The organism is Streptomyces sp. NPDC054887, assembly GCF_053610585.1.
The window spans coordinates 1-25734 of the sequence record NZ_JBSGYQ010000025.1; the positions used below are offsets into that span (position 1 = coordinate 1).

Below are 25734 nucleotides of genomic sequence, written 5' to 3' on the forward strand. Positions count from 1 at the left end.
TTTACCGCGATGTTGGGGGTGGGAATCGCGGCGATGTTGGGGGTGGGGCAGCTGGGCGCCGGGGGCCATAACCACAACAACGCCTGTAACTGACTGCCCCGTGGCAGGGTTGTGGGGGGGGATCCTGGGAGCCCGCCCCTCACCCGTCCGCGCGCGTACGCCGGCTACAGCGCCGCGCGGGTACGTTCCACCAGGCGTACGACCGACGCGTCGGCCACACCCGCCACCTCGTCGTACGCGAACCAGCGCAGGTCGAGCGACTCCTCGCTGATCGCCTCGACCGCGCCGGCCGGCGCCAGCGCCGCGTACTGCACGTCGAGGTGCCAGTTGCAGGGCGCGGGGATGGGATGCCGGTCGAGCCGCACCGGTCCGCCGGGCAGCAGCGTCAGGCCCGCGATGCCGGACTCCTCCGTGGCCTCGCGCAGCGCGGCACCGCTCAGCGTCGCGTCACCGGGCTCGCAGTGGCCGCCCATCTGGAGCCACATGTTCAGCTTCTTGTGCAGGGTCAGCAGCACCCGCCCGCGCTCCGGATCGACGACGAGCGCACTCGCCGTGATGTGTCCGGCCTCGCATGCCTTCCACATCCCGTCCGGGTGCGCCGCCAGGTGATCGAGGTACGTACGGCGCAGTTCCTCCTGGTCCTCGTACTTCTCCAGTACGAGGACCGCGTCGTCGTGCAGGCTCACTTGTCGCTGTCGCCCTCTGCGCCGTCGTTCGACTCGCCGTCCGTGTCCTTGGTCAGGTCCGGCTTGGGCGCGCTGCCGCCGGCCGCCTCGCCCAGCATCTTGTCGAGCTCGGAGAAGTCCATCTGCTCGCGGTGCACGAACCCGTCGGGGTCGTCCAGGTCGTCGGCCGTCGGCAGCATGTCCGGGTGCTCCCACAGCGCGTCGCGCCCGTCCAGGCCGCGCGCGTCCGTGAGCGAGGCCCACAGCCGCGCCGCGTCCCGCAGCCGCCGGGGCCGCAGCTCCAGGCCGATGAGCGTGGCGAAGGTCTGCTCGGCCGGACCACCGGAGGCCCGGCGCCTGCGCAGCGTCTCCCGCAGCGCGTCCGCCGACGCGAGCCGGGGCTTGGCCGCCTCGTGCACGACGGCGTCCACCCAGCCCTCGACCAGCGCGAGCGCCGTCTCCAGACGGGCCAGAGCCGCCTTCTGCGCCGGGGTGTCCTCCGGCTGGAACATGCCCTGCTGAAGCGCTTCCTGAAGCTGCTCCGGGTGCGACGGGTCGAGCTGGCCGACCACGTCCTCCAGCTTCGAGGTGTCGACCTGGATGCCGCGCGCGTACCCCTCGACCGCGCCGAACAGGTGCGAGCGCAGCCACGGCACGTGGGCGAAGAGCCGCTGGTGGGCGGCCTCGCGCAGCGCCAGATACAGCCGTACCTCGTTCTTGTCGACGCCCAGGTCCTTGCCGAACGTCTCGATGTTCAGCGGCAGCAGCGCGGCCTTGCCCGCCGGGCCCAGCGGCAGCCCGATGTCGGTCGAACCGACCACCTCGCCCGCCAGCACGCCCACGGCCTGCCCGATCTGCTGGCCGAACATCGCGCCGCCCATGGACCGCATCATCCCGAGCAGCGGGCCCGCCATGGCCTGCATCTCCTCGGGCAGCACGTCGCCCATGGCCGCGCCGACGCGCTCGGCGACCGGGTCCACGAGCTGCTGCCACGCGGGCAGGGTCGCCTCGACCCACTCCGCCCGGCTCCACGCCACCGAGGTCGCCGCGCCCGAGGGCAGCGAGGTCACGCCGTCCAGCCACAGATCGGCGAGACGCACCGCCTCCTCGACCGCCGACCGCTCGCCCGGGCTCACGCTGGAGTCCTTGGCGCCGTCGGCGGTGCCCTGCGCGACCGTCTGGCGGGCGATGTCCTTGGCCATGTCCCAGTTCACGGGACCGCCCTCGTAGCTGAGCATCTGCCCGAGCTGCTGGAAGGCCGCGCCCAGGTCGTTCGGGTTCAGCGAACCGAACATCGCGGCGAACGGATTGTCCCCGCCCGCGCCGCCCGCCCCGCCCGGCAGACCGAACCCGCCGAACGGGTTCGCCGGACCCTGGCCACCCTGGCCACCGCCCTCGCTGCCCTTCTTCTTGCCATCGTCGCCGTCCTCCGGCTCCTCCGGCGGAAGGCCGAATCCGAATGGGGTGTCACTCACGGGTTTCCTCGGCTCGTAAGGCCGCCGGCTCAGGCCGGCGGCAGCTGCCCGACATCACCACCCAGCGTAGACACCGGAACCCGAGAAGGGCTCGGTGCTCCGCCAGGACTCTGCCTGCGGCAGGATGGACGCCACCTGGTCCGTACGCGCCAACGCGGGTACGTACTGAAGACAACCGCTGGAGACGCCTGGTGAGTTCCCCAGATCCGCAGGTTCGCGCATCGCAGAGCGCCGAAGTTCGCCAGAGGCGAAACGACTCGGCCCCGACCGGCCGCGGCCCCGTCGTCGCGGTCACGGGCGCCGCCACGGGCATCGGAGCGCTGCTCACCCGGCGCCTCGCCGAGTCCGACGAGATCAGACAGGTCGTGGCGATCGACGAGCGCCGCGGCGAGGTCGCCGAGGCGCAGTGGCACATCCTCGACGTGCGCGACCCCGCCATCGCGGAGAAGCTGCGCGGCGCGGACGTCGTGGTGCACCTGGCCCTCGACCTCGACCTGGAGTCCGACCCCGCGGCCCGTACGGCGTACAACGTGCGGGGCACCCAGACGGTGCTCACCGCCGCCGCTGCCGCCGGCGTCCACCGGGTCGTGCTGTGCACCTCGGCGATGGTCTACGGCGCCCTGCCCGACAACGACATCCCCCTGTCCGAGGACGCGGAGCTGCGTGCCACCGCGGAGGCCGCCGGTGTCGGCGACCTCCTGGAGATCGAACGCCTCGGCCGCCGGGCGCCCCGCGCGCACCCCGGCCTGAACGTCACCGTGGTACGCCCCGCCGTCCTGGTCGGCGGCACGGACACCGCCCTCACCCGGTACTTCGAGTCGCCCCGCCTCCTGGTCGTCGCCGGCTCGCGCCCCACCTGGCAGTTCTGCCACGTCGAGGACCTGGTCACCGCGCTGGAGTACGCCGCGCTGGAGAAGGTCGACGGCGAGCTGGCGGTCGGCTGCGACGGCTGGCTGGAACAGGAGGAGGTCGAGGAGCTGAGCGGCATCCGCCGCATGGAACTGCCCTCCGCTGTCGCTCTGGGCGCCGCGGCCCGGCTGCACCGGATCGGCCTCACGCCGTCCCCGGCCGGGGACCTGGCGTACACGATGCACCCCTGGGTGGTCAGCGTGAGCAGGCTGCACGAGGCGGGCTGGCGGCCGCAGTGGACCAATGAGGAGGTGCTGGGCGAACTGCTCGAGGAGGTCGCCGGACGGCACACCGTCGCGGGCCGCCGACTGGGCCGCAAGGACGCCACGGCGGCGGGCGCCGCGGGCGCCACGGTGGCCCTTCTGGGCACGGCCGCGCTGGTACGCCGGGTGCGCAAGGCGCGGGGCCGCATGTAGGACTCTCCATACCAGGGGCTCGTACAGCCGGTCGAAAACGCTATTCCGGAATGCCGGTGCGGTACGGCACGATGGGCGGCATGGCAGGCACGCATTCCCACCCGGGCGAGCAGTCGGCGCAGGACCCCATCCGGCTGCTGGCGATCCGCGACACCCCGCTCTCCCTCGACGAGGTCTTCAGAGCCGTGGGGGACGACGCCGCGGGCGGAACCGCGCTGTTCGTCGGCACCGTACGCAACCACGACGGCGGCTCCGACGTGGACAGGCTCGGCTACTCCTGCCACCCCTCCGTCGAGGACGAGCTACGCCGTGTGGCCGAAAAGGTCGCCGCGGAATTCCCCGTGCGCGCCCTGGCGGCCGTCCACCGGGTGGGCGATCTGGAGGTCGGCGACCTCGCGGTCGTCGTGGCCGTCTCCTGCCCGCACCGCGGCGAGGCGTTCGCGGCCTGCCGCAAGCTGATCGACGATCTCAAGCACGAAGTGCCGATCTGGAAGCACCAGACCTTCTCCGACGGCACGGACGAGTGGGTCGGCGCGTAGCGCCGTCGTCCAGGGGCGGTGGCCGGGCGGCGGGAGGGCGGTCGGTAACGCTGTCGTCGACGAAGGATCTTCGCCGAAACCTGGGTGGCGACGAAGCGCCCCGATTTGCGTAACCGGGCCCCTGCCGTGAGCGTTGGACGCACCGGTGGCTAATCTGCTGATCGGCCCAACGCGGTCGGTCCTAGGGGTCGGGAGGTCGGGATGGCGGCACTCGCGTGGTTGCTGATTCCGCTGCTCGCTGTACTCGGTGCTGCGATATGGGCGAGCTGGGCAGCCAGGAACCGAACGGCCGGCGACGTCTCCGAACTCGCCGGCTACGCGCGGTTCCGTGAGGCGATGGAGAAGTCCCACTCCGGCACCGGCCTCGTCTGAGGGCGCGTGCAGCGGCGCGCGCCGTACCTCCGAGCCCGTGGGCCCCGTACGGACCGGCCCCAGCGGTGCACTGACAGACCCGTCCCGTACTGTCGTTCCATGCCACGCCGCACAGTGACGATGCTTGCCTCGACCCTCATCCTGATCGCGCTGCTGTGCGCGGGCGTGTTCATCAAGGTGCCGTACTCGGAGATGTCTCCGGGCCCGACGTTCAACACGCTCGGCGAGGCCAAGGGCGAGCCGGTGCTCCAGATCTCCGGTCGCAAGACGTACCCCACGAGCGGCAACCTCAACATGACGACGGTCAGAGTCACCGGCGCGGACTACCGGATGAACCTGGTCGAGGCGGTCTACGGCTGGCTGGCGCACGACAGCGTGGTGGTCCCGCACGACACGCTCTACCCCGACGGCAAGACGGAAGAGCAGTCGACGCAGGAGAACGCCGAGGAGTTCAGCCAGTCCCAGGAGAGCGCCAAGACCGCGGCGCTGCGGGAACTCGGCATTCCGGTGAAGACCCGGGTCGTGGTGCAGACCGTTCTGAAGGACAGCCCCGCCGAGGGCGAACTGCACGCGGGCGACGTCGTCAAGGCCGTGGACGGTACGGCCGTGAACGACCCCAAGGACGTCGCCAGGCTCGTCACCCGGCACAAGCCCACCGAGAAGGTCGTCTTCACGATCGTCCCCGCCCAGGACGCCGCCGCGGCGGAGAAGGCGGGCAAGGAGCCGGTGGGCGCCAAGGACATCACCATCACCACCGAGAAGGCCGCCGACGACGACCGCGCCGTCGTCGGCATCCAGGCGGGGCCCGACCACACCTTCCCGTTCAGCATCGACATCAAGCTGGTGGACGTCGGCGGGCCCAGCGCCGGCCTGATGTTCTCGCTCGGCATCGTCGACAAGCTCACGCCCGGCGACCTGACCGGCGGCAAGTTCGTGGCCGGCACCGGCACGATCGACGAGGCCGGCAAGGTCGGCCCGATCGGTGGCATCGAGATGAAGACCGTCGGCGCGCGGCAGGCGGGCGCCGCGTACTTCCTCACGCCCGAGGCCAACTGCGCCTCGGCCGCGGCCGACGTCCCCGACGGCCTCACCCTGGTCAGGGTCGAGACGATCGACGACGCGCGGAAGTCGCTGGAGAAGATCCGTGGCGGGGACACGGCCGGCCTGCCGCGGTGCACGACCGGCTGACCGCAGACGGCCGTGCACCCGCGGAGCGCGCCTCGCGGCGGCTACGCCTCGAAGGTCGCGGCCAGGGCCTCGGCAAGGCCCGGAACGAGCATCGCTCCGGTGAGCACCTCGGTGGGGGAGTCCTTCTCCCGCAGCCGCAGCGCGGACTCGCGCACGCCGTTGCGCAGCACGGCCACCGTCATGCGGACCTCCTGGCGGTCGGGGTGCTTGGCGACCCACTTGGCCAGCTGGGCCTCGTTCATGCCCTCGGGCACGGACGCCTCGGCGGACGGCGGCAGCATCAGCCGCTCCACGGTGAGCGCGCAGCCGGCCACCGCGTCGGGCCAGGCGATCGTGGCGAGGAACTCGTCGAGCGGGGTGCCCGACGGGATCTCTTCCTGCTCGACGGGGGTGAGCGCGGCCGCCGCCTCGCCCTCGGCGAGACCGAGCTGGGCGGCGAGCCCCGGCTCCTGGGCTCGCAGCTGGGCGGTGTCGACGAGGGCGAACAGCCTCGCGGGCTGGTCCCAGCCGAGGCCGGAGGTGTATTCGTCGATTTCGAGCACGGCTCGGGTGAGCGGGCTCGTGGCCATGGGGGGCCCGGAGGGGGAAACGTTGGACATGGTCGACATCCTGCCTCCTTCGGACCCCAAAGCGGGAACTGAGTAAAGCTTCAGTAAGTTGCATGAGTGGGCTCTACGATCGCGGAGCCCGCTTCTTACGACAGCGAACTTTCGAGGTGCGCACCTTGGCTTTCCAGATGCCGGACCGCGGCGGAGGCCCGACAGGGCCACGGATCAGAGTCGGCCGCCCGTCCCGGCGCGTCCGGACCCTGCTCATGACATTGGGCGTCCTGGCCGTCCTGGCCATGGCTTTCGTCATGTTCGCCGGGTTCTGGACGGACTGGCTCTGGTACCGCTCGGTCAGATACTCGTCCGTTTTCACCACCACCCTGTGGACCAAGATCGGGCTCTTCGCCGTCTTCGGACTGCTGATGGCCCTGGCCGTCGGCGTGAACATCTGGCTCGCGCACCGGCTCAGGCCGCCGCTGAGCGCGATGTCGCTGGAGCAGCAGAACCTGGACCGCTACCGGATGGGCATCGCCCCGTACAAGAAGTGGGTGCTCCTCGCGGTCACCGCTCTGGTCGGGCTGATCGCCGGCGCGTCCGCGTCCGGGCAGTGGCGCACCTGGCTCATGTGGGTCAACGGCGTGTCCTTCGGCCAGAAGGACCCGCAGTTCCAGCTCGACGTGTCGTTCTTCGCGTTCGACCTGCCCTGGTACCGCTTCCTGCTCGGCTTCGGCTTCGCGGCCGCCGTGCTCTCCCTGATCGCCGCCGCCCTCGTGCACTACCTGTACGGCGGTCTGCGGATCACCAGCCCGGGCGCCAGGGCCACCGCGGCGGCCACCGGCCACCTGTCGGTGCTGCTCGGCATCTTCGTGGCGCTCAAGGCCGTCGCGTACTGGCTGGACCGGTACGGCCTCGCGGTGAAGTCCAGCGACTTCAAGGCCACGGGCAACTGGGCCGGCCTGCGGTACGTCGACGCCAACGCCTACCTCCCGGCGAAGACGATCCTCTTCTGCATCGCCGTCATCTGCGCCCTGCTGTTCTTCGCGACGCTGTGGCGCCGCACCTGGCAGCTGCCGGTCATCGGATTCGGCCTCATGGTGCTCTCGGCGATCCTCATCGGCGGGCTCTACCCGGCGATCGTGCAGAAGTTCCAGGTCCAGCCGAACGAGCAGGCCAAGGAATCGCCGTACATCAAGAAGAACATCGACGCGACGCGCAAGGCGTACGGCATCGACGACGCCAAGGTGGACGACTACCAGGGCGTCGGCGACAGCAAGGACAACGCCCAGCTGCGCCAGGACGCCGACACTGCGGCCAGTTACCGGGTGATCGACCCGAACGTCGTGCCGCCGACCTTCCAGCAGCTCCAGCAGGAGCGTAAGTACTACCAGTTCCCCGCGACGCTGGACGTGGACCGGTACAAGGGCCAGGACACGGTCGTCGGTCTGCGCGAGCTGGACCTCAAGGGCATCCCGAAGCGCAACTGGATCAACGACCACTTCACGTACACCCACGGTTACGGCGTGGTCGCCGCCAAGGGCACCGCGGTCAAGCCGGACACCGAGGGCGCCCCGGACTTCACCGAGTCCGGCCTGCCGGCCCGGGGCACGCTCGGGACGTACGAGCAGCGGATCTACTACGGCGAGAAGACGCAGCAGTACTCGATCGTGGGCGGCCCGCAGAAGGAGCTCGACTACGAGAAGAACGGCGAGCCCACCAAGACCACCAGCTACAAGGGCAAGAGCGGGGTCAACCTGTCGAACCCGCTGAACCGCGCCGCGTACGCGGTGGCCTTCAGCGAGCCGCAGATCCTCTACTCGGGGGCCATCGGCGAGGGATCGCGGATCCTCTACAACCGCACGCCCAAGGAGCGCGTCGAGGCGGTCGCGCCGTGGCTGTCGCTCGACGGCGACGCCTACCCGGCGGTCGTGGGCGGGCGCGTCCAGTGGATCGTCGACGCGTACACCACCACCAACGGCTACCCCTACGCGTCCCGCACGACGCTCGGGGACACCACGGCGGACTCGCTGTCCCAGACCGACAGCCAGCGCGCGGTGATCGCCCAGCAGAACCAGGTCAACTACATCCGCAACTCGGTGAAGGCCACCGTCGACGCGTACGACGGCACGGTCAAGCTGTACCAGTGGGACACCGAGGACCCGGTCCTGAAGACCTGGATGAAGGCGTTCCCGGACACGGTGAAGCCCAGGGGCGACATCGCGCCGGACCTGATGCAGCACCTGCGCTACCCGCAGGACCTCTTCAAGGTGCAGCGCGAGCTGCTCACCCGCTACCACGTCGAGAACCCGTCGCAGTTCTACAGCGGCAGTGACGCGTGGCAGGTGCCGGACGACCCGACGACGGGCGAGAAGAGCTCGGTGCCGCCGTACTACCTGAGCCTGAAGATGCCGCAGGAGCAGGAGCGCAAGTTCTCGCTGACGACGACCTTCACCCCCAACGGGCGCCCGAACCTCGGGGCCTTCATGGCGGTCGACGCCGACGCGTCGAGCAAGGACTACGGCACGATAAGGCTCCTGAGAGTGACGGGAGACGTGCCGGGTCCCCAGCAGGTCCAGAACCGGCTCAACAGCAACGCCGAAGTGGCCGAGTTCGTCCGCAACCTCAAGGGCGCCAACTCGGACATCCAGTACGGCAACCTGCTGACGATCCCGCTCAACGACGGATTCCTGTACGTCGAGCCGGTGTACGCCCAGGGCAACAACGCCTATCCGCTGCTGAAGAAGGTCGCCGTGTCGTACGGCAGGGAGACCGTCTTCAAGGACTCCCTCGGCGAGGCGCTGAACGCCGTCTTCGGCGAGGAGGGCGAGACGCCTCCGCCGCCCAAGGACGGCGAGGACGACACCACCCGGCCGCCGTCCGAGGGCGAGGCTCCGCTCCAGAAGGCCATCGAGGACGCCCAGAAGGCGTACGACGAGGGCGAGGAGGCGCTGAAGCAGCAGGACTGGACCGCGTACGGCAAGGCGCAGGAGAAGCTCCAGGACGCGCTCGAGCGGGCCGCGGAGGCCGGGGCGAAGCCCGAGACGCCGGCCGCGCCCGGCGCCGAGGGTGAGAAGCCCGAGAAGGCCGGACAGGACGAGGAGGGCGACCAGAAGGGCAGCTGAGCTGGGACGTCCCCGCGCCGTGGTACTGTTTGAACACAACGGCGCGGGGTGGAGCAGCTCGGTAGCTCGCTGGGCTCATAACCCAGAGGTCGCAGGTTCAAATCCTGTCCCCGCTACTGAAGAAGAAGACGAGGGCCCGGATCTCGAAAGAGATCCGGGCCTTTGTTGTGCGCGCGGACGCCCGCGCTCGTCCGTGCGAAGCGTCCTTCATGCGGGCGGAGTTCGGCGTCACGCGTTTGGAGTGTCGCTGTGTGGGCATGTCGACAAAACGCTGAAGTGACCTCACTGGCTGCGGTATACCAGGTGTACGCGGGTTGCGGGTGGTGCGACGATGGTTTTTATGGGGGACAGGACAACTCTGTTGGAGACAGGGCGGTTTGTGCAGCGACACCAGGAGCACGCTGTTGACACCGTGGACACCGCCGAGGACGAGTCCGAGGCGAGGCACCGCCGCGCCGCCGAGAACGGCGACACCGAGTCCATGAGCGTGCTCGGCTCGCTGCTGCTGCGCCGTGGGGACCTCGACGGCGCCGAGCCGCACCTGCGCGCCGCGACCGCCGACGGCGACCGCGCCGCCGCGAACAATCTGGGCGTACTGCTCCACCAGCGCGGATACGCCGACGAGGCGGCCGGCTGGTGGCGCATCGCAGCCGTGGCCGGATCCGCCGCGGCCGCGCACGCGCTCGGCCGCCACTACCGCGAGCGCGGCGACGAGCCCGCCGCCGAGTACTGGCTGCGCCAGTCCGCCGAGCAGGGGCACGCGCTGGGGGCGTACGCCCTGGCCGACCTCCTTGAGCACCGCAGCGACGTGGGCGCCGAGCGGTGGCTGCGCGCTGCCGCCGAGCAGGGGCACCGGGAAGCGGCGTACCGCCTGGCCCGCACGCTGGACCGCCGGGCCGCCGCCGAGGCGCGGACCGGCGCGGCCGCCGACGGCATCGCCCGGGGCGGCTCCCGCACCGGCGCCGTACGGGGCCGCGGCCACCTCGACTTCGACACGGGCACCCGGCTGCCCGGCGCCGGCGCCGTCGCGGGCGTGGGCGGCGGCCGGGGCCCCGGTCTCGGCCCCTCGGGCACGCGCTACCCCGGCTACGGGTACGCGGAAGCCGGCGACGGCTCCGACGAGGGCATCGGAGAGCTCGCCGGCGCGGACCCGGCGACCGGGACGCGCACGGCCGGCGCGGACACCGGGCCGGAGGCTGCGGACGCGGCGAAGAGCCGGGCGGACGCGGGTCCCGGCACCGGAACGCGGCACGCGGTGGAGGGCGGCCGGCGCACCGGCGCGGGGCCGTCCGGCACCGGCACACGGCACGCCGCGACGGGCGCCGCAGAGCTGCCCCCGGCCGTCGAGGCCGAGCAGTGGTACCGCCAGGCCGCCGCGCGCGGTCACCGGCGTGCCGCCCTGCACCTCGGCGCCATCCTGGAGGAGCGCGGGGAGCTCAAGGAGGCCGGGCGCTGGTACCTGACCTCCGCCAAGGACGGCGAGCCCCGGGCCGCCTGCGCGCTCGGCTTCCTGCTGCGCGACGCCGGCGACGAGGAGAGTGCCGCCGTGTGGTGGCTGCGCGCCGCCCAGGACGGCGACGGCAACGCGGCCAACGCGCTGGGCGCCCTGCACGCCGCGCGCGGCGAGCAGCAGACCGCCGAGCGCTGGTACCGCGCCGCCCTGGACGCCGGCGACGTGAACGGGGCGTACAACCTCGGGCTGCTCTGCGCGGCGCAGGGGCGCACCGCCCAGGCCGACCAGTGGTACCGCCGCGCCGCCTACGCCGGCCACCGCGAGGCGGCCAACGCCCTCGCCATCCTGCTGCTCCAGGGCGGGGACGCGGCCGGCGCCGAGCCGTGGTTCTCCAAGGCCGCCGAGGCGGGCAGCGTCGACGCCGCCTTCAACCTCGGCATCCTCTACGCGGGTCGCGACGACGACCGTACGGCCTTCGTCTGGTACGAGCGGGCCGCCGCCGCCGGGCACACCGAGGCCGCGCTCCAGGTCGGCATCGCCCTGCTGCGCGACGGCGAGGAGCAGGACGCGGAGCGGCACCTGCGCTGCGCGGCGGGCAGCGGCAGCGCCGAGGCGGCGTTCCGGCTGGCCACGCTGCTCGACAGCAGGCAGCCGCCCGCCGGCCCGCCCGGCCTCGGCGAGACGCTGAACGAGAAGACCGAGTGTGAGGAGTGGTACGAGCGGGCCGCCGAGCAGGGGCACCGCCGCGCCCAGGTGCGCGTCGGCATGCTCGCCGCCGGCCGGGGCGACCTGGAGGGCGCCGCGCGCTGGTACCGGGAGGCCGCTGAGGCGGGCAGCCGCAACGGCGCGTTCAACCTCGGGCTGCTGCTGGCCCGCGAGGGCAGCGAGCCGGAGGCCGCCCTGTGGTGGTCCCGCGCCGCGCACGCGGGCCACGGCCGCGCCGCGCTGCGCCTCGCGCTGCTCGCGGCCCGCCACGGTGAGCTGGACGAGGGCGAGCGGTGGTGCGCGCGGGCGGTCGAGCTGGGACCCGCCGAGGTCGCCGAGCGGGCGGCGCGGCTGCGCGAGGCGCTGCACCAGGAGCTGACCGCGTAGCCCCGGCGTCGGCCACGGCTGCTGGAGGATCGTTTCTCCCCGCGTACGGGAACGGATTTGCGCTGGTCGGCGGTGCGACGTACAGTCGTGTTTACCGACGCGGGGTGGAGCAGCTCGGTAGCTCGCTGGGCTCATAACCCAGAGGTCGCAGGTTCAAATCCTGTCCCCGCTACTGATGAAGTAGCCGAAGGCCCGGATCTCGAAAGAGATCCGGGCCTTTGTCGTTGTGTGCGGGACGCGTGCCGGCGCGGGCCCGCGGGGCGGCCGGAGAATCCGAAGGGCCCGGCACCGGAGATCCGGTGCCGGGCCCTTCGCGTACGTGCCGGCGTACGTCAGGCGGCGGCGCAGTTGGGGCACGTGCCCCGGTAGGTCACCTCTACGTCCGAGATCGTGAAGCCGAAGCGCTCGGAGTCGGGCAGGTCCGTGAGCGGATTGCCGACCGGGTGGACGTCCCGTATGGCGCCGCACTGCGCGCACACCAGGTGCTGGTGCGGGCGGTGCGCGTTCGGGTCGTACCGCTTCGCCCGGCGGTCCGTGGAGACCTCGATCACCTCGCCGAGGGACACCATCTCGCCCAGCGTGTTGTAGACGGTCGCCCGGGAGATCTCGGGCAGCTTCGCCACGGCGCGGGCGTGCACCTCGTCGGCGGTCAGGTGGATGTGGTCCCCGTCGAGGACTTCGGCCACGACGCGCCGCTGAGCGGTCATGCGCCAGCCGCGTCCGCGCAGTCGTTCCAGCAGGTCACTCATGCGATCCAGCCTAACAGTGGTGGGGCCCAGGTCCCGAACGGGTGTGACTTTGGATGTTTGCTTGACTTAGACAAAGTCCATTGTAGGATCGAGACCGGCAAACGCCAAGGGACAGGACTTGCAGGTATGACGCAGGAGGCGCACGTGACGCAGGGACCGCTTACCACGGAGGCCGGCGCGCCGGTCGCCGACAACCAGAACAGCGAGACCGCTGGCGTCGGCGGCCCCGTTCTGGTGCAGGACCAGGCGCTGCTGGAGAAGCTCGCCCACTTCAACCGCGAGCGCATCCCGGAGCGCATCGTGCACGCGCGCGGCGCCGGTGCGTACGGCACCTTCACGGTCACCCGCGACGTCACGCAGTGGACGCGTGCGAAGTTCCTCTCCGAGGTCGGCAAGAAGACCGAGACGTTCCTGCGCTTCTCGACGGTCGCGGGCAACCTCGGCTCCGCCGACGCCGTGCGCGACCCCCGCGGCTTCGCGCTGAAGTTCTACACGGAGGAGGGGAACTACGACCTCGTCGGGAACAACACCCCCGTCTTCTTCATCAAGGACGCCATCAAGTTCCCGGACTTCATCCACACGCAGAAGCGCGACCCGTACACCGGCTCCCAGGAAGCCGACAACGTATGGGACTTCTGGGGCCTGAGCCCCGAGTCGACGCACCAGGTGACCTGGCTGTTCGGTGACCGCGGCATCCCGGCGACGCTGCGCCACATGAACGGGTACGGCTCGCACACGTTCCAGTGGAACAACGAGGCCGGCGAGGTCTTCTGGGTCAAGTACCACTTCAAGACCGACCAGGGCATCAAGAACCTCACCACCGACGAGGCCAACCGCCTCTCCGGCGTGGACCCCGACTCGCACCAGCGCGACCTGCGCGAGGCCATCGAGCGCGGCGAGTTCCCGTCCTGGACCGTTCAGGTGCAGATCATGCCGGCGGCCGACGCGGCGACGTACCGCTTCAACCCGTTCGACCTGACGAAGGTCTGGCCGCACGCGGACTACCCGCCGATCGAGATCGGCAAGCTGGAGCTCAACCGCAACCCGGAGAACATCTTCGCGGAGGTCGAGCAGTCGATATTCAGCCCCGCGCACTTCGTGCCGGGCATCGGCCCGTCCCCCGACAAGATGCTCCAGGGCCGCTTGTTCGCGTACGGCGACGCCCACCGCTACCGCGTCGGCATCAACGCCGACCACCTGCCGGTGAACCGCCCGCACGCCACCGAGGCGCGGACGAACTCCCGTGACGGCTACCTGTACGACGGCCGCCACAAGGGCACCAAGAACTACGAGCCCAACAGCTTCGGCGGACCCGCGCAGACGGGCCGGCCGCTGTGGGAGCCCGTGCCGGTCACCGGCGGCACCGGCAACCACGAGGCTGCGCGGCACGCCGAGGACGACGACTTCGTCCAGGCGGGCAACCTCTACCGCCTGATGTCCGAGGACGAGAAGGGCCGCCTGATCGACAACCTGGCCCAGTTCATCGCCAAGGTGTCGCGCGACGACATCGCGGAGCGCGCGGTGAACAACTTCCGTCAGGCGGACGGAGACTTCGGCAAGCGGCTGGACGCCGCGGTCCAGGCCCTGCGCGGCTAGTACGGACGCTTGTCGTAGGCGGAGGGCCGGATTCCCCCAGGGGAACCCGGCCCTCTTTCGCGTCAGGCCGCCAGGGCGTCCGGTTGCGGTCGGGACTGCCTGCGCCCCGGCGCCCAGCAGCGGATGATGTCGCGTACGGAGACGACGCCGACGGGGCCGTCCGAGTCCAGCACGATCAGGTGCCGGAAGCCGCCGTGCGCCATGGCGTCGGCGGCGTCCTCCAGGGTCCAGCAGGGCGCCGCGAAGACGACGTCGGTGGTGGTGTGGGTGCCGGCCGTCTCCAGATCGGGGTCCTGGCCCGAGCCGACGGAGATGAGGATGTCGCGTTCGGTCAGGATGCCGAGTCCGCCGGCGTCGGTGTCGAGGACGACAGCCGCCCCGACGCGGCGCTCCGCCATCAGCCGGGCTGCCTGACGGAGTGTGTGGGCGGGGCCGATGGTGAGGACCACCGTACTCATGGCGTCACGTACGAGCATGGACAGAGCCACCTCCTTGGTGAACGGCTCACGCGCTACGAGAACCGGTTCACAAGTTCACAAGTGGGGGGATCTCACAGAGTGGCAGCCGACCGGGGAGGCGACAAGAGGGCACGGGAGGGACGCGCCCGACGATCACACGCCCCCGCACGCCGGTTTCCCGGGCACGGGGGCCACGGGGACTAGGCCCGGAGGTAGTTCAGCATCTCCTCGTGGAGCAGGCCGTTGGACGCGGCGGCGTTCCCGCCGTGCGGGCCCGTCACTCCTTCGAGGCTGGTGAAGACCCCGCCGGCCTCCTGGACGATGATCGCGTTCGCGGCCATGTCCCAGAGGGACAGCTCCGGTTCGGCGCAGATGTCCACCGCGCCCTCCGCCACCATCATGTACGGCCAGAAATCGCCGTAGCCGCGCGTCCGCCAGCAGTCGCGGGTCAGGTTCAGGAAGCCGTCGAGCCGGCCGCGCTCCTCCCAGCCGCTGAGCGAGGAGTACGCGAAGGACGCGTTCTCGATCCGGTCGACCTTGGAGACGTGGAGGCGGGTCGCCGAGGTGAGGCTGCGGCCCGTGTACGCCCCGCCCCCCTTCGCGGCCCACCAGCGGCGGCCCAGGGCCGGCGCGGACACGACGCCCATCACGGGCTGGAAGCCGTTCTCGCCGGCCTCCATGAGGGAGATCAGCGTCGCCCAGACCGGCACCCCGCGCACGTAGTTCTTGGTGCCGTCGATCGGGTCGACCACCCAGCGGCGCGGGCCCGTGCCCTGGAGCCCGTACTCCTCGCCCAGAACGGCGTCGCGCGGCCTGCCGCGGTGCAGGTGGCTGCGGATCAGCTCCTCCGCGGCCTTGTCGGCCTCGGTCACCGGCGTCATGTCCGGTTTCGTCTCGACCTTGAGATCCAGAGCCTTGAAACGCTCCATCGTCGTGGCGTCCGCGGCGTCGGCGAGAACATGGGCAAAGCGCAGATCATCGTGGTAGTCGGGCATGACTGAACAGTATCGACCGTGTTGTGCGCGAACCACACGGTCTCGCTGTGCGGGCGCCGCCCGCGCCCCGTGCGCCCCGCGGGCGCCATTGACAGGGCCCAGCGGCCCGTCAACCCTGAAATCCCAGCAGTCGGGGAGGCGAACGCGATGCCCACAGCGCGAGAAGCCTTGTTGGACGCGGCCTTCACCGCGCTCGCGCACCGTCCGTGGTCCGGGGTGCGGATGGTCGACGTGGCCGCGGCGGCGGGCGTCTCGCGGCAGACCCTCTACAACGAGTTCGGCACCAAGGACGGCCTCGCCCGCGCGCTCGTGCGCCGCGAGGCCGACGGCTATCTCGCGGGCGTCGAGCGGGTGCTGGCCGGGCGCCTGCCCGACCGGACGCGGCCGGCGGCCGGTCCGCAGCCCGGCCTGCCCGGCGGCCGCGAGACGCGGCCGCGGGCGCAGGAACCGGCGGCGTCCCGCACGGCGAGCACCGAGGACCGGCTCGCGGCCGTGGCCGAGTGGACCGTCGCCGCCGCGCGCGCCAACCCGCTCGTACGCGCGCTGCTCACCGGCTGCTGGGGCGACGGCATGCCCGCTCCGCGCCCCGCCCGGTCCGCCCCCCGTACGGCGGTGTCGCCGGTGCCCGCGCAGCGGCGGGCCGACGCCGGTTCGCCGGGGCCCGCCGACGTGGTCGCGGCGGTACGGGACAGGGCGCTCGCCGCGCTCGGGACCGGGCATACGAAGGAGGAGGCCGCGGAGGTCGCCCTCCGCTGCGAACTGGCCGTCCGTGTCGCGCTGTCGTACGTCCTGGCGCCCGCGTCGCCGGGGGACGGCTACGCGCGCCTGGTGCGCAGGGCGCTCGCCGGGCCGGCTGCCGGCGGTGCGGGCGTCGGTGTCAGTGGGCCGAGCCCGAGAGCTGGAGGCCGATGACGCCGATGATCACCAGCGAGATCGAGATGAGCTTGAGCGTCGAGACCACGTCGCCGAGGAAGACCATGCCGTAGATCGCGGTGCCCGCGGCGCCGATGCCCGTCCACACCGCGTACGCCGGTCCCACGTCGAGCTTGCGCAGGGCGAGCGTGAGCAAGCCGAAGCTGCCCAGCGCGAAGGCGCAGAAGGCGACCGTGGGCCAGAGCCGGGTGAAGCCGTGGGACAGCTTCAGGCAGACGGCGAAGCCGGTCTCCAGCAGTCCCGCCACCATCACCAGCAGCCACGCCATGGTCGGTTTCCTCCCGTTCGGTGACTGCTTCAGCTGACTTGGGCGATTATGCCCACACCGGCGGTCCGCGGGAGGGGAACGCGGCGCGGTCAGTCGCCCTCGCGCCGCTCGCGCGTGGCGAGCAGCCGGCGCAGCGAGTCGAGCCGGGCCGGGTCGGCGTGGCCGTCGGCCACCCACTGGTCCAGCGCGCACTCCGCCTCGTCGTGGCTGCATCCGCGCGGGCATTCCTCCGTACCCGGTTCCAGGTCGGGGAACGCGAGGATGACGCGCGAGGGATCCACGTGGTTCAGACCGAAGGAGCGGACGCCCGGGGTGTCGATCACCCAGCCCGGCACGCCCGTGAGCGGCAGCGCGAGCGCCGACGTGGTGGTGTGCCGGCCGCGGCCCGTGACCGCGTTGACCAGCCCGGTCGTACGTTGGCGGTCCTCCGGCACGAGCGTGTTGACCAGGGTCGTCTTGCCGACGCCCGAGTGGCCGACGAACGCCGTGACCTTGCCCTCCAGGTGCTTGCGCACCAGGTCGGTCGCGGCGCCGTTCGCCAGGTCCTCGCGGCTGGTGACGACGTACGGGACGCCGAGCGGGCGGTAGGCGTTGAGCAGCGCTTCGGCCGGCGCCAGGTCCGACTTGGTCAGCACGAGGAGCGGCGTGAGCCCGGCGTCGTACGCCGCGACCAGACAGCGGTCGATCATGCGCGGGCGCGGCTCCGGGTCGGCCAGCGCGGTGACGATCGCCAGCTGGTCGGCGTTGGCCACCACCACGCGCTCGAACGGGTCGTCGTCGTCGGCGGTGCGGCGCAGCACGGAGGCGCGCGGCTCGACTCGGACGATGCGAGCCAGCGTGTCCTTGTCACCCGTGAGGTCACCCACGATGGCGACCCGGTCCCCGACGACGACGGACTTGCGGCCCAGCTCGCGGGCCTTCATCGCGATCACCGTGCGGTCCTCGACGAGACAGGTGATGCGGCCCCGGTCGACGGTCAGGACGAAGCCCTCGACGGCGTCCTCGTGCTTGGGGCGGGTATGGGTGCGAGGCCGGTTGCCCTTGCGGTTCGGGCGGACCCGGATGTCGTCCTCGTCGGGGTTCTTGCCGTAGCGGCGCATGTCGTCAGGCCCCGTCAGTTTCCGTCGAGCATTCCGGTCCACATCTGCGGGAAGTCGGGCAGTGTCTTGGCCGTGGTCGCCACGTTCTCGATCTGCACGTCCTTGACGGCGAGGCCGATGATCGCGCCCGCGGTCGCCATGCGGTGGTCGTGGTACGTGTGGAAGGTCCCGCCGTGCAGGCGGCGCGGCCGGATGCGCAGGCCGTCCTCGGTCTCGGTGACGTCGCCGCCGAGCGCGTTGATCTCCCGGGTGAGAGCGGCCAGCCGGTCGGTCTCGTGCAGGCGCAGGTGCGCGACGCCGCGCAGCACGGACTCGGAGTCGGCCAGGGCCGCGACCGCGGCGATGCCGGGGGTGAGTTCGCCGACGTCGCCGAGGTCCACGTCGATGCCGTGCACGGCGCCCGTGCCGGTGAAGGTGAGTCCCCGCTCGGTGAGCTCGCAGGAACCGCCCATCTCGGTGAAGATCTCCCGCAGCGCGTCACCCGGCTGGGTGGTGCGCTCCGGCCAGTCGGGGATCGTCACGCGGCCGCCGGTGATCAGGGCGGCGGCGAGGAACGGCTGCGCGTTGGACAGGTCCGGTTCGATGGTCAGGTCGCGGCCGAGGAGGGCGCCGGGGGAGACCCGCCACACGCCCGGCTCGCCGCCCGACTCGGGGGTGTCCACCTGCGCGCCGACGGCCCGCAGCATGTCGACGGTCATCCGGATGTGCGGCATGGACGGCAGGACGGCGCCGGTGTGCCGTACCTCGACGCCCTGGTTGAAGCGCGGTCCGGACAGCAGGAGCGCGCTCACGAACTGCGAGGAGGACGACGCGTCGATCTCGACCGCCCCGCCGTCCAGCGCTCCGTTGCCGTGCACGGTGAGCGGGAGGGCGCCTCGGTTGTCGTCGTCGATACGGGCGCCCAGCGTGCGCAGCGCCTCGATGACGGGGCCGATGGGGCGCTCGTACGAACGGGGGTCGCCGTCGAAACGCACGTCGCCGTCGGCGAGCGCCGCGACGGGCGGCAGGAAGCGCATCACCGTGCCGGCGTTGCCGGCGTCGACCGTGGCGGGCCCGTGCAGTCCCGCCGGGATGACGCGCCACGCCTCGCCCGAGCCGCTGAGCTCGCCGGTGGCCGAGGAGCTGGACGACACGGTCTCCTCGATGCCGACGCCCATCGCGCGCAGCGCGTCGGCCATCAGCAGGGTGTCGCGGGAGCGCAGCGGGTGGCGCAGCCATCCGGGTTCGGCGGCGAGGGCGGCGAGGACCAGAGCGCGGTTGGTGACCGATTTCGATCCGGGCACGGTGACGGTCGCGTCGACGGCTTCGCCCGCGCGCGGGGCGGGCCAGAGGGCGGGGTGCACGGAGCTTTCGGTCATGGCCATCACTTTAGTGGCTCGCGGCGGAGCCGGATCTTGATCAAATGCGGCGAAACCGGGGCGTAACACAAGGCTTTCGGTACGTTGACGCGACGACCGGCGGGTCTACAGCCCCAGCAGCCAGCGGCCGCCGCCCAGCAGCGCGCAGATCGAGACGGTGTGGAAGAAGAGCAGCCACAGCAGCGCGGGCACGTTCGTGAGCCGTGCCAGCTGGTCGGCGTCCGAGTCCGGGGCGCCGCCGTGACGGCGCTTGGACTGGAGCTCGAAGGCCGGCCGCACCCCGCCGAGGAGGAGGAACCAGACGGCGGCGTACGCGAACGCGGCCTGCACCTGCGGTGTCGTCAGCCACGAGATCAGCAGGAAGGCGGCGCCGGTGAGGATCACGGTCAGGGCGCCGTACGCGTTGCGGATCATCACCAGCATGGCGAGCAGCAGGGCCGTCGCGATCCACAGGAAGAGGGTGATGTGGTTCGCCGCGAGGAGCCACGCGCCGCCGAGGCCGAGCAGCGAGGGGGCGGTGTAGCCCGCCGCGGCCGTGAGGATCATCCCGATGCCGGTCGGCCTGCCCCGGCTGACGGTCAGGCCGCTCGTGTCGGAGTGCAGGCGTATGCCGTCGAGGCTGCGTCCGGTGAGCAGGGCGACCAGGCCGTGGCCGCCCTCGTGGGCGATGGTGACGGCGTTGCGCGCCACGCGCCAGACGGCGTGCGGGACGACGACGGCGAGGGCGGCGACGGCCGTGGCGATCACCAGCCACTGGTCGGGGTCGGGCTGCGTGCCGAAGACGCGGTCCCACAGGTCGCCGAGCTGGGTGGTGTCCATGTTCCGGGCGGCTCCTTGCGGTCGGGGCGGTCGTGGCAGTCTGGCACTTATGTGCGGACGGTATGCAGCGAGCCGGAGGCCCGAGGATCTCGTCGGGCTGTTCGACGTGCGGAAGTGGGAGCCCGAGGAGGCCCTCGCCCCCGACTGGAACGTGGCGCCCACCAAGGAGGTGCACGTCGTACTGGAGCGCCCTGTGAAGGACGCCGCGGACGACGGTCCGGTTCGGCAGCTGAGGAAGCTGAAGTGGGGGCTCGTCCCCGCGTGGTCGAAGTCGCCGGAGGGGGCGGCGCGGATGATCAACGCGCGGGCCGAGACGGTGCACGAGAAGCCGTCGTTCCGCCGGCCGTTCGTCTCCCGGCGCTGCCTGATCCCGGCCGACGGTTACTACGAGTGGGTCACCGGCGCGGACGAGCGGCAGCTGGAGGAGCAGGGCAGGAAGAAGCGCCCCCGCAAGCAGCCCTACTTCGTGACGCCGGCCGACGGTTCGGCCATGGCGATGGCCGGGCTGTACGAGTTCTGGCGCGACCGGACGCTGCCGGACGACCACCCGCAGGCGTGGTGGGTGACGTGCACCGTCATCACCACCGAGGCGGAGAAGTCCCCGCTGGCGGTCGCGCCGGCCACCGGGCCGGGGTCGCTGGCCGACATCCACCCCCGGATGCCCCTGATGCTGACGCCGGACCGGTGGGACGCGTGGCTGGACCCGTCCCGTACGGACCTGGACGACCTGCGCGAGCTGCTGGCGCCGCCGCCGGGCGGCCTGATGCGGGCCTACCCGGTGACCACCGCCGTGAGCAACGTGCGCAACAACGGTCCGGAGCTGATGGAGGAGCTGCCGGCGCCCGAGGTGGAGACGCTGTTCTGAGCCGTGACGCGTGGGGCGTTCGAGCATCCTGCGCCACGGGGGGCAGGATGGCCCCGTGACGCACAGTGAGACGGTGGAGACGGAGACCGGCCCGGCACGCATCACCTGGCACGAGGCCGGGGACCCCTGGGTCGTACTGGCCGTGAGCCACGGCGCCGGCGGCGGGATCGGAGCCCGGGACCTCCAGGGGCTCGCCGCCGCGCTGCCCGCGCGCGGGGTGAGTGTCGCGCTGGTGGAGCAGCCCTGGCGGGTGGCGGGGAAGAAGGTCGCCCCCGCGCCCCGGACCCTGGACGCCGGCTGGCGCGGACTGTGGCCGGCGCTGCTCGGGCCCGGCCTCCCGGTGGTGTCCGGCGGACGCAGCGCGGGCGCCCGGGTGGCGTGCCGTACCGCCGTCGAACTCGGCGCGCACGCCGTGCTCGCACTGAGCTTCCCGCTGCACCCTCCCGGCCGCCCCGAGAAGTCCCGCGAGGGGGAGCTGCTGGGCGCCGGGGTCCCCACGCTGGTCGTACAGGGCGGAAACGATCCCTTCGGGAAGCCCGCGGAGTTCCCGGAGGGCGCGTACGACCTCGTGGAGGTGGCGCACGCGGACCACGGGTTCGCCGTACCGAAGAGGGCCGGGGTCTCCGAAGAACAGGTCGTCGCGACGATCACGGACGCCGTGGCGCACTGGATCGGCGGCCTGCGGGAATGATGAGCGCCACCCCTTGGTTATTGCGTGCGTCGACATACACCGCACGTACGTGGAGAGGGAGTCCGTCGCATGGGATCGACCATCTGCCCGAGCCGCTCGAACACCGCTGACCTGGAGTGGACGGTGCTCACTGCGGCGAAGACCGCCCCTCGTCGGGCGGCGGCAGGGCAGGATCGTCGTCTATCCTCCGATTCGAGCGGGTCCGCATTCGGCCCCGCCACGGCGTTGGAGGAGGTGGGTCCGGTCACTGGGACCGACACAGGGACCGACGACGGCCAGGCGGCGGAGGAGACCACCGCGGAGCGCAACGCGCGATTCGAGCGCGACGCGCTGGGCTTCCTCGACCAGATGTACTCGGCCGCGCTGCGCATGACGCGCAATCCGGCCGACGCGGAGGACCTGGTGCAGGAGACCTACGCCAAGGCGTACGGGTCCTTCCACCAGTTCCGTGAAGGTACGAATCTGAAGGCGTGGCTCTACCGCATTCTGACGAACACCTTCATCAACACGTACCGGAAGAAGCAGCGTGAGCCTCAGCGCAGCGGCGCCGAGGAGATCGAGGACTGGCAGCTCGCGCGCGCCGAGTCGCACATGTCGACCGGCCTGCGCTCGGCCGAGTCGCAGGCGCTCGACCACCTGCCCGACTCGGACGTCAAGTCCGCGCTGCAGGCCATCCCCGAGGAGTTCCGCATCGCGGTCTACCTCGCGGATGTAGAGGGCTTTGCGTACAAGGAGATCGCGGACATCATGGGAACACCCATCGGTACGGTGATGTCCCGGCTGCACCGGGGCCGCCGCCAGCTGCGCGGCATGCTCGAGGACTACGCGCGTGACCGCGGGCTGGTTCCGGCGGGCGCCGGAGAGTCGAACGACGGGAAAGGTTCGGGCTCATGAGCTGCGGAGAACCGCACGAGACTGACTGCTCTGAGGTCCTGGATCATCTCTACGAGTTCCTCGACCACGAGATGCCCGACAGCGACTGCACCAAGTTCGAGGTGCACTTCGAGGAGTGCTCCCCGTGCCTGGAGAAGTACGGGCTCGAACAGGCCGTGAAGAAGCTGGTGAAGCGCTGCTGCGGCAGTGACGACGTACCCACCGACCTGCGGTCCAAGGTCATGGGGCGTATCGACCTGATCCGGTCGGGGCAGGCTGTGCCCGAACAGGACGTGACGGCCACGGCCACCGACAGTCCGGCCACCGCCACCGAGGCGTAGCCACCCCGCCACCCCGCTTGTCGCGAAGTCGGCCGATTATCACCCGAAGGTGCTAATCGGCCGCTTCGTCGTATCCGGCCCCGCCCAACTCGCTAGCCTGGCGCACGCATTGTGGCGAGTGGACCGGGACAACGGGAGCGACCCAGGTGAGAGCCCTTTCGGTGGCGGCGCGCGCGTACATCCTCTGCGCGCTGATCGCGGCCGTCTGCTGTGCGCTCCCCGCCCTGCCGCCCGGCGCCGGTACGCCGTGGGAGAGCGCCGCGCTGCTCGCCGTGCTCTACGCCGCGTGCGAGGTGCTCGGGCGCAGGCCGTTCCTCGTGAGCGCGGTACGGGTCGGCTCGGGCTCCTTCTTCCCGGTGCTGCTCGCCGCCGTGCTGCTCCTGCCGCCGCCGGCCGCCGCGCTCGTCGCCGTGCCGGGAGCCCTCGTCGGCCATGTCGAGCGGCGCCCGCGCGCCGTGCGGCGTGTCTGGCGGGCGGCGCAACTCGCGCTCGCCGCGTGGTGCGCGGCGCACGTCTGGGCGTACCTGGACGGCGGCGCGGCGCTCGGGGGCGCGGCGGCCGGACGCGCCGCGCCGGACTTTCCGTACGTCCTGCTGCCCGCGGGGGCCGCCGTCCTCGCCTTCTGCCTGGTCCTGACCGCCCTCGACGGCGGCATCCTCGCCACCGCCGAGCGGCTGCCGGTACGCACCGCGTGGCACGGGCTGCTGCTGCGGTCCGTCGCGCCGCACTGCGTGCACGGACTGGCGGGGCTGATGATGGCGGTGCTCTGGCGCAGTCCGTACGGGCCGCTCGCCGCGCTCTTCGTGCTGCTGCCGATGTACATCTCCTGCTGGGTCTTCGCGCAGTACCACCGGGAGCGCGCCGCCCACCAGGCGACGATCCGGGCGCTCGTGCAGGCGGTCGACATCAAGGACCAGTACACGCGCGGGCACAGCGAACGGGTCGGCCGCGCGTCCGTGATGATCGCGCGGGAGATCGGCATGGACGAGGACCGCGTCGAGGTGCTGCGGTTCGCCGGAATCCTGCACGACGTCGGCAAGCTGGGCGTCCCGACGCGGCTGCTGCGCAAGGACGGACCGCTGACGCCCGAGGAGCGGCGCGTCATCGAGCTGCATCCCGAGTACGGGCACGAGATGGTCCGGGGCATCGGCTTCCTCGGGGAGGCGCGGGCGGCGATCCTGCACCATCACGAGCGGCTCGACGGGAGTGGCTATCCGTACGGGCTCGCGGGCGGCCAGATTCCCGAGTTCGCCCGGGTCGTCGCCGTGGCCGACGCGTTCGACGCGATGACCTCGACCCGCTCGTACCGGCGGGCGCGGCCGGTCGGGACGGCGCTGCGGGAGCTCGAACGCTGCGCCGGAACGCAGTTCGACCCCCACATGGTCCACGCGCTCGCGCGGGCGCTCGCCCGCCAGGGCTGGCACCACCGGGTCACCTCCGACGAGCAGCACGACCCGAGAGGAAACGTCCCGCCACCGCGCGGCGGCGACGAGGCCCGGGAGCCGGCGCCCCCGGTCGCCGCCGCGAGGTCCCACGACCCGGGACGGCCCGGGTGAGCGCCGCCAGGGCCCACGCGGGGCGTGGCGCGTGAGCCGGCCGGTGCTCACGCTCGGGGTCGTGTACGGCGCCGCCGCCGCACTCACCGCCTACGCGCTCGGCGACACCCTCTGGCACGGCGTCACCGAACCCGGCATCGCCCTGGCCTTCGGCGCGCTCATCGCCGTCGGCGAGCTGTCCCGCTGGGGCGTACGGACGGGCCCCGGCGCGCTGCCCGCCGAGCGCGAGCCCGCCCCGCTCGGCGCCGCCGGGGCCCTCGCGTACGCCCTGCTCGGCCACATCGCCGGGCAGCCCACCACGCACGGCGTCCTCCAGGTCGTCGCCGTCGTGTTCGCGGCGGCTCTCGCCGGCGCGGTGCCGCACGTCGCCGCCGGGCACGGACCCGCTCTCGACCACGTCGTCCGCCGCGTCCTCACCGTCGCCTTCGCCGCCGCGTGCTTCCAGCCGCTCTACAACTCCGGACTGTGGGGCGCGTGGGTGGGCCACGGCCCGTACCACGCGCTGCTCCTCGCGCTCCTGCTCGTCCTCACCGCCCTGTGCGACGCCGTGCTCGCCGCCGCCATGGCCCGTGCCCGTACCGGCTACCCCTACGGGCCGCTGCTCCGCGACGAGCTGCGCGCGCTCCTCGGGATCGGGTCGGCCGTCGGCGCCACGGGGGCCGTCATGGCGCTCGGCACCGCCGTCGCCGGGCTCTGGGCGCTTCCCGTCTTCTGCGTGCCCCTGCTGCTCACCCAGCTCTCCTTCCGCCGGTACGCCGCCGTCCGTACGACGTACCGCCAGACCATCACCTCGCTCGCCCGCGCCACCGAGATCGCCGGGTACACCCCGCAGGGCCACGCCCGCCGCGTCGCCCTGCTCAGCCGCGCCGTCGGGCGTGAGCTGGGGCTCTCCGAGCCGGACCTCACCGTCCTCGAGTACGCCGCCCTGATGCACGACATCGGTCAGCTCTCCCTGCTCGACCCCGTCCAGGGCGGAGCCACCGCCTCCCTCCCGGCGGAGGAGCAGCGCCGCATCGCCCTCCTGGGGGGAGCCGTCGTACGCCAGACCGGGGTCCCCGCGGAGGTCGCGGTGGTCGTGGAGCGGCAGGCCGACCCGTACCGCGAGCAGCCGCTTTCCGCCCGTATCGTCCGTGCCGTCAACGCATACGACGATCTCTCGGGGGAAAGCGGAGGTGGACTGGGCGGGCCGCTCAGCGCCCTGGAACAGCTGCGCCTGGGGACCGGCCGCGACTATCAGCCCGAGGTCGTGGAATCCCTGGCGCGTGTCCTGTCCCGGGGCGGTCTGACCCTGTCCCCACCTGGGTAACCCATGGGTAATGAGCGGCCCTCCGACCCGGCATGGTTGGATGCGAGAAG

General features: G+C 71.9%; 24 protein-coding genes and 2 tRNA genes. 16 read left to right on the forward strand and 10 right to left on the reverse strand.

The window, feature by feature from the left end:
• Window positions 1–164 precede the first annotated feature (164 nt).
• The gene (locus ACWGH0_RS16255; protein ID WP_453404795.1) at window positions 165–686 is read right to left on the reverse strand and encodes an NUDIX hydrolase; all 522 of its coding nucleotides are present in this window, start codon (window positions 684–686) and stop codon (window positions 165–167) included.
• The gene (locus ACWGH0_RS16260) at window positions 683–2140 is read right to left on the reverse strand and encodes a zinc-dependent metalloprotease (protein WP_453404796.1); all 1458 of its coding nucleotides are present in this window, start codon (window positions 2138–2140) and stop codon (window positions 683–685) included. Before ACWGH0_RS16260 ends, ACWGH0_RS16255 begins: the two co-directional genes overlap by 4 nt.
• A gap of 191 nt (window positions 2141–2331) precedes the next feature.
• Between ACWGH0_RS16260 and ACWGH0_RS16265 the strand changes: the two genes are divergently transcribed.
• From ACWGH0_RS16265 to ACWGH0_RS16280, 4 genes are all read left to right on the forward strand, one after another.
• A complete protein-coding gene (locus ACWGH0_RS16265; protein ID WP_453404797.1) occupies window positions 2332–3465 on the forward strand; it encodes an SDR family oxidoreductase in 1134 nt (377 codons plus the stop codon).
• Between the two features lie 80 nt (window positions 3466–3545).
• Window positions 3546–4004, forward strand: a complete 459-nt coding sequence (locus ACWGH0_RS16270) for a molybdenum cofactor biosynthesis protein MoaE (protein WP_453404798.1) — start codon at window positions 3546–3548, stop codon at window positions 4002–4004.
• A 201-nt stretch (window positions 4005–4205) separates the two neighbouring features.
• Window positions 4206–4376 (forward strand): hypothetical protein, encoded by a 171-nt coding sequence (locus ACWGH0_RS16275; protein ID WP_453404799.1) that lies wholly within the window; start codon window positions 4206–4208, stop codon window positions 4374–4376.
• 99 nt (window positions 4377–4475) lie between these two features.
• Window positions 4476–5564, forward strand: a complete 1089-nt coding sequence (locus ACWGH0_RS16280; RefSeq protein WP_453404800.1) for a YlbL family protein — start codon at window positions 4476–4478, stop codon at window positions 5562–5564.
• A gap of 41 nt (window positions 5565–5605) precedes the next feature.
• Here ACWGH0_RS16280 and ACWGH0_RS16285 read toward each other — a convergent pair whose 3' ends face one another.
• A complete protein-coding gene (locus ACWGH0_RS16285; protein WP_453404801.1) occupies window positions 5606–6163 on the reverse strand; it encodes a PPA1309 family protein in 558 nt (185 codons plus the stop codon).
• A gap of 137 nt (window positions 6164–6300) precedes the next feature.
• Between ACWGH0_RS16285 and ACWGH0_RS16290 the strand changes: the two genes are divergently transcribed.
• From ACWGH0_RS16290 to ACWGH0_RS16305, 4 genes are all read left to right on the forward strand, one after another.
• A complete protein-coding gene (locus ACWGH0_RS16290; RefSeq protein ID WP_453404870.1) occupies window positions 6301–9231 on the forward strand; it encodes a UPF0182 family membrane protein in 2931 nt (976 codons plus the stop codon).
• A gap of 42 nt (window positions 9232–9273) precedes the next feature.
• Window positions 9274–9347, forward strand: a tRNA-Met gene (locus tag ACWGH0_RS16295).
• 215 nt (window positions 9348–9562) lie between these two features.
• Window positions 9563–11776, forward strand: a complete 2214-nt coding sequence (locus ACWGH0_RS16300; protein ID WP_453404802.1) for a tetratricopeptide repeat protein — start codon at window positions 9563–9565, stop codon at window positions 11774–11776.
• A gap of 98 nt (window positions 11777–11874) precedes the next feature.
• A tRNA-Met gene (locus ACWGH0_RS16305) sits at window positions 11875–11948 on the forward strand.
• 160 nt (window positions 11949–12108) lie between these two features.
• Here ACWGH0_RS16305 and ACWGH0_RS16310 read toward each other — a convergent pair.
• Window positions 12109–12525: a Fur family transcriptional regulator gene (locus tag ACWGH0_RS16310; protein ID WP_453404803.1), complete on the reverse strand. Its 417-nt coding sequence runs from the start codon at window positions 12523–12525 to the stop codon at window positions 12109–12111.
• Between the two features lie 126 nt (window positions 12526–12651).
• Between ACWGH0_RS16310 and ACWGH0_RS16315 the strand changes: the two genes are divergently transcribed.
• A complete protein-coding gene (locus tag ACWGH0_RS16315; RefSeq protein ID WP_453404804.1) occupies window positions 12652–14121 on the forward strand; it encodes a catalase in 1470 nt (489 codons plus the stop codon).
• 62 nt (window positions 14122–14183) lie between these two features.
• On the opposite strand, the gene ACWGH0_RS16320 is transcribed toward ACWGH0_RS16315, so the two are convergent.
• The gene (locus ACWGH0_RS16320) at window positions 14184–14597 is read right to left on the reverse strand and encodes a CBS domain-containing protein (RefSeq protein WP_453404805.1); all 414 of its coding nucleotides are present in this window, start codon (window positions 14595–14597) and stop codon (window positions 14184–14186) included.
• A 182-nt stretch (window positions 14598–14779) separates the two neighbouring features.
• On the reverse strand, window positions 14780–15574 hold the full coding sequence (gene hisN, locus ACWGH0_RS16325) for a histidinol-phosphatase (protein ID WP_453404806.1): 795 nt from the start codon (window positions 15572–15574) through the stop codon (window positions 14780–14782).
• A gap of 147 nt (window positions 15575–15721) precedes the next feature.
• On the opposite strand from hisN, the gene ACWGH0_RS16330 reads away from it, so the two are divergent.
• The gene (locus tag ACWGH0_RS16330; RefSeq protein WP_453404807.1) at window positions 15722–16486 is read left to right on the forward strand and encodes a TetR/AcrR family transcriptional regulator; all 765 of its coding nucleotides are present in this window, start codon (window positions 15722–15724) and stop codon (window positions 16484–16486) included.
• Here the strand turns inward: ACWGH0_RS16330 and ACWGH0_RS16335 are convergent.
• From ACWGH0_RS16335 to ACWGH0_RS16350, 4 genes are all read right to left on the reverse strand, one after another.
• Complete coding sequence (locus ACWGH0_RS16335; protein ID WP_453404808.1) at window positions 16452–16775, reverse strand: DMT family transporter; 324 nt, start codon at window positions 16773–16775, stop codon at window positions 16452–16454. The genes ACWGH0_RS16330 and ACWGH0_RS16335 overlap by 35 nt on opposite strands.
• 89 nt (window positions 16776–16864) lie before the next feature.
• Window positions 16865–17875, reverse strand: coding sequence for a ribosome small subunit-dependent GTPase A (gene rsgA / locus ACWGH0_RS16340; protein WP_453404809.1), 1011 nt, complete (start codon window positions 17873–17875; stop codon window positions 16865–16867).
• 14 nt (window positions 17876–17889) lie between these two features.
• Window positions 17890–19233 carry a 3-phosphoshikimate 1-carboxyvinyltransferase gene (aroA, locus tag ACWGH0_RS16345; RefSeq protein WP_453404810.1) on the reverse strand — a complete coding sequence of 448 codons (1344 nt, stop codon included), beginning with the start codon at window positions 19231–19233 and terminating at the stop codon, window positions 17890–17892.
• A gap of 105 nt (window positions 19234–19338) precedes the next feature.
• On the reverse strand, window positions 19339–20052 hold the full coding sequence (locus tag ACWGH0_RS16350; protein WP_453404811.1) for a M50 family metallopeptidase: 714 nt from the start codon (window positions 20050–20052) through the stop codon (window positions 19339–19341).
• Window positions 20053–20101: 49 nt separating this feature from the next.
• On the opposite strand from ACWGH0_RS16350, the gene ACWGH0_RS16355 reads away from it, so the two are divergent.
• The 6 genes from ACWGH0_RS16355 (at window position 20102) to ACWGH0_RS16380 (ending at window position 25684) form a co-directional block, all read left to right on the forward strand.
• Window positions 20102–20917, forward strand: coding sequence for an SOS response-associated peptidase (locus ACWGH0_RS16355; protein ID WP_453404812.1), 816 nt, complete (start codon window positions 20102–20104; stop codon window positions 20915–20917).
• Window positions 20918–20972: 55 nt separating this feature from the next.
• Window positions 20973–21608 carry an alpha/beta hydrolase family protein gene (locus ACWGH0_RS16360; RefSeq protein ID WP_453404813.1) on the forward strand — a complete coding sequence of 212 codons (636 nt, stop codon included), beginning with the start codon at window positions 20973–20975 and terminating at the stop codon, window positions 21606–21608.
• A gap of 234 nt (window positions 21609–21842) precedes the next feature.
• Entirely contained in the window at window positions 21843–22502 is a 660-nt protein-coding gene (locus ACWGH0_RS16365) for a sigma-70 family RNA polymerase sigma factor (protein WP_453404871.1), read from the forward strand.
• Entirely contained in the window at window positions 22499–22822 is a 324-nt protein-coding gene (gene rsrA / locus ACWGH0_RS16370; RefSeq protein WP_453404814.1) for a mycothiol system anti-sigma-R factor, read from the forward strand. Before ACWGH0_RS16365 ends, rsrA begins: the two co-directional genes overlap by 4 nt.
• Window positions 22823–22968: 146 nt before the next feature.
• Window positions 22969–24378 (forward strand): HD-GYP domain-containing protein, encoded by a 1410-nt coding sequence (locus tag ACWGH0_RS16375; protein ID WP_453404815.1) that lies wholly within the window; start codon window positions 22969–22971, stop codon window positions 24376–24378.
• Between the two features lie 31 nt (window positions 24379–24409).
• Window positions 24410–25684, forward strand: coding sequence for an HD-GYP domain-containing protein (locus tag ACWGH0_RS16380; protein WP_453404816.1), 1275 nt, complete (start codon window positions 24410–24412; stop codon window positions 25682–25684).
• The last annotated feature ends 50 nt before the right edge of the window (window positions 25685–25734 follow it).

Coding starts and splice junctions, on each gene's coding strand:
- ACWGH0_RS16310 (WP_453404803.1), bottom strand. CDS start 12,525: ATGAGTGACCTGCTGGAACGACTGCGCGGACGCGGCTGGCGCATGACC.
- ACWGH0_RS16355 (WP_453404812.1), top strand. CDS start 20,102: ATGTGCGGACGGTATGCAGCGAGCCGGAGGCCCGAGGATCTCGTCGGG.
- ACWGH0_RS16350 (WP_453404811.1), bottom strand. CDS start 20,052: ATGGACACCACCCAGCTCGGCGACCTGTGGGACCGCGTCTTCGGCACG.
- rsrA (WP_453404814.1), top strand. CDS start 22,499: ATGAGCTGCGGAGAACCGCACGAGACTGACTGCTCTGAGGTCCTGGAT.
- aroA (WP_453404810.1), bottom strand. CDS start 19,233: ATGACCGAAAGCTCCGTGCACCCCGCCCTCTGGCCCGCCCCGCGCGCG.
- rsgA (WP_453404809.1), bottom strand. CDS start 17,875: ATGCGCCGCTACGGCAAGAACCCCGACGAGGACGACATCCGGGTCCGC.
- ACWGH0_RS16335 (WP_453404808.1), bottom strand. CDS start 16,775: ATGGCGTGGCTGCTGGTGATGGTGGCGGGACTGCTGGAGACCGGCTTC.
- ACWGH0_RS16280 (WP_453404800.1), top strand. CDS start 4,476: ATGCCACGCCGCACAGTGACGATGCTTGCCTCGACCCTCATCCTGATC.
- ACWGH0_RS16300 (WP_453404802.1), top strand. CDS start 9,563: ATGGTTTTTATGGGGGACAGGACAACTCTGTTGGAGACAGGGCGGTTT.
- ACWGH0_RS16315 (WP_453404804.1), top strand. CDS start 12,652: ATGACGCAGGAGGCGCACGTGACGCAGGGACCGCTTACCACGGAGGCC.
- ACWGH0_RS16330 (WP_453404807.1), top strand. CDS start 15,722: ATGCCCACAGCGCGAGAAGCCTTGTTGGACGCGGCCTTCACCGCGCTC.
- ACWGH0_RS16285 (WP_453404801.1), bottom strand. CDS start 6,163: ATGTCCAACGTTTCCCCCTCCGGGCCCCCCATGGCCACGAGCCCGCTC.
- ACWGH0_RS16275 (WP_453404799.1), top strand. CDS start 4,206: ATGGCGGCACTCGCGTGGTTGCTGATTCCGCTGCTCGCTGTACTCGGT.
- ACWGH0_RS16290 (WP_453404870.1), top strand. CDS start 6,301: ATGCCGGACCGCGGCGGAGGCCCGACAGGGCCACGGATCAGAGTCGGC.
- ACWGH0_RS16320 (WP_453404805.1), bottom strand. CDS start 14,597: ATGCTCGTACGTGACGCCATGAGTACGGTGGTCCTCACCATCGGCCCC.
- hisN (WP_453404806.1), bottom strand. CDS start 15,574: ATGCCCGACTACCACGATGATCTGCGCTTTGCCCATGTTCTCGCCGAC.
- ACWGH0_RS16270 (WP_453404798.1), top strand. CDS start 3,546: ATGGCAGGCACGCATTCCCACCCGGGCGAGCAGTCGGCGCAGGACCCC.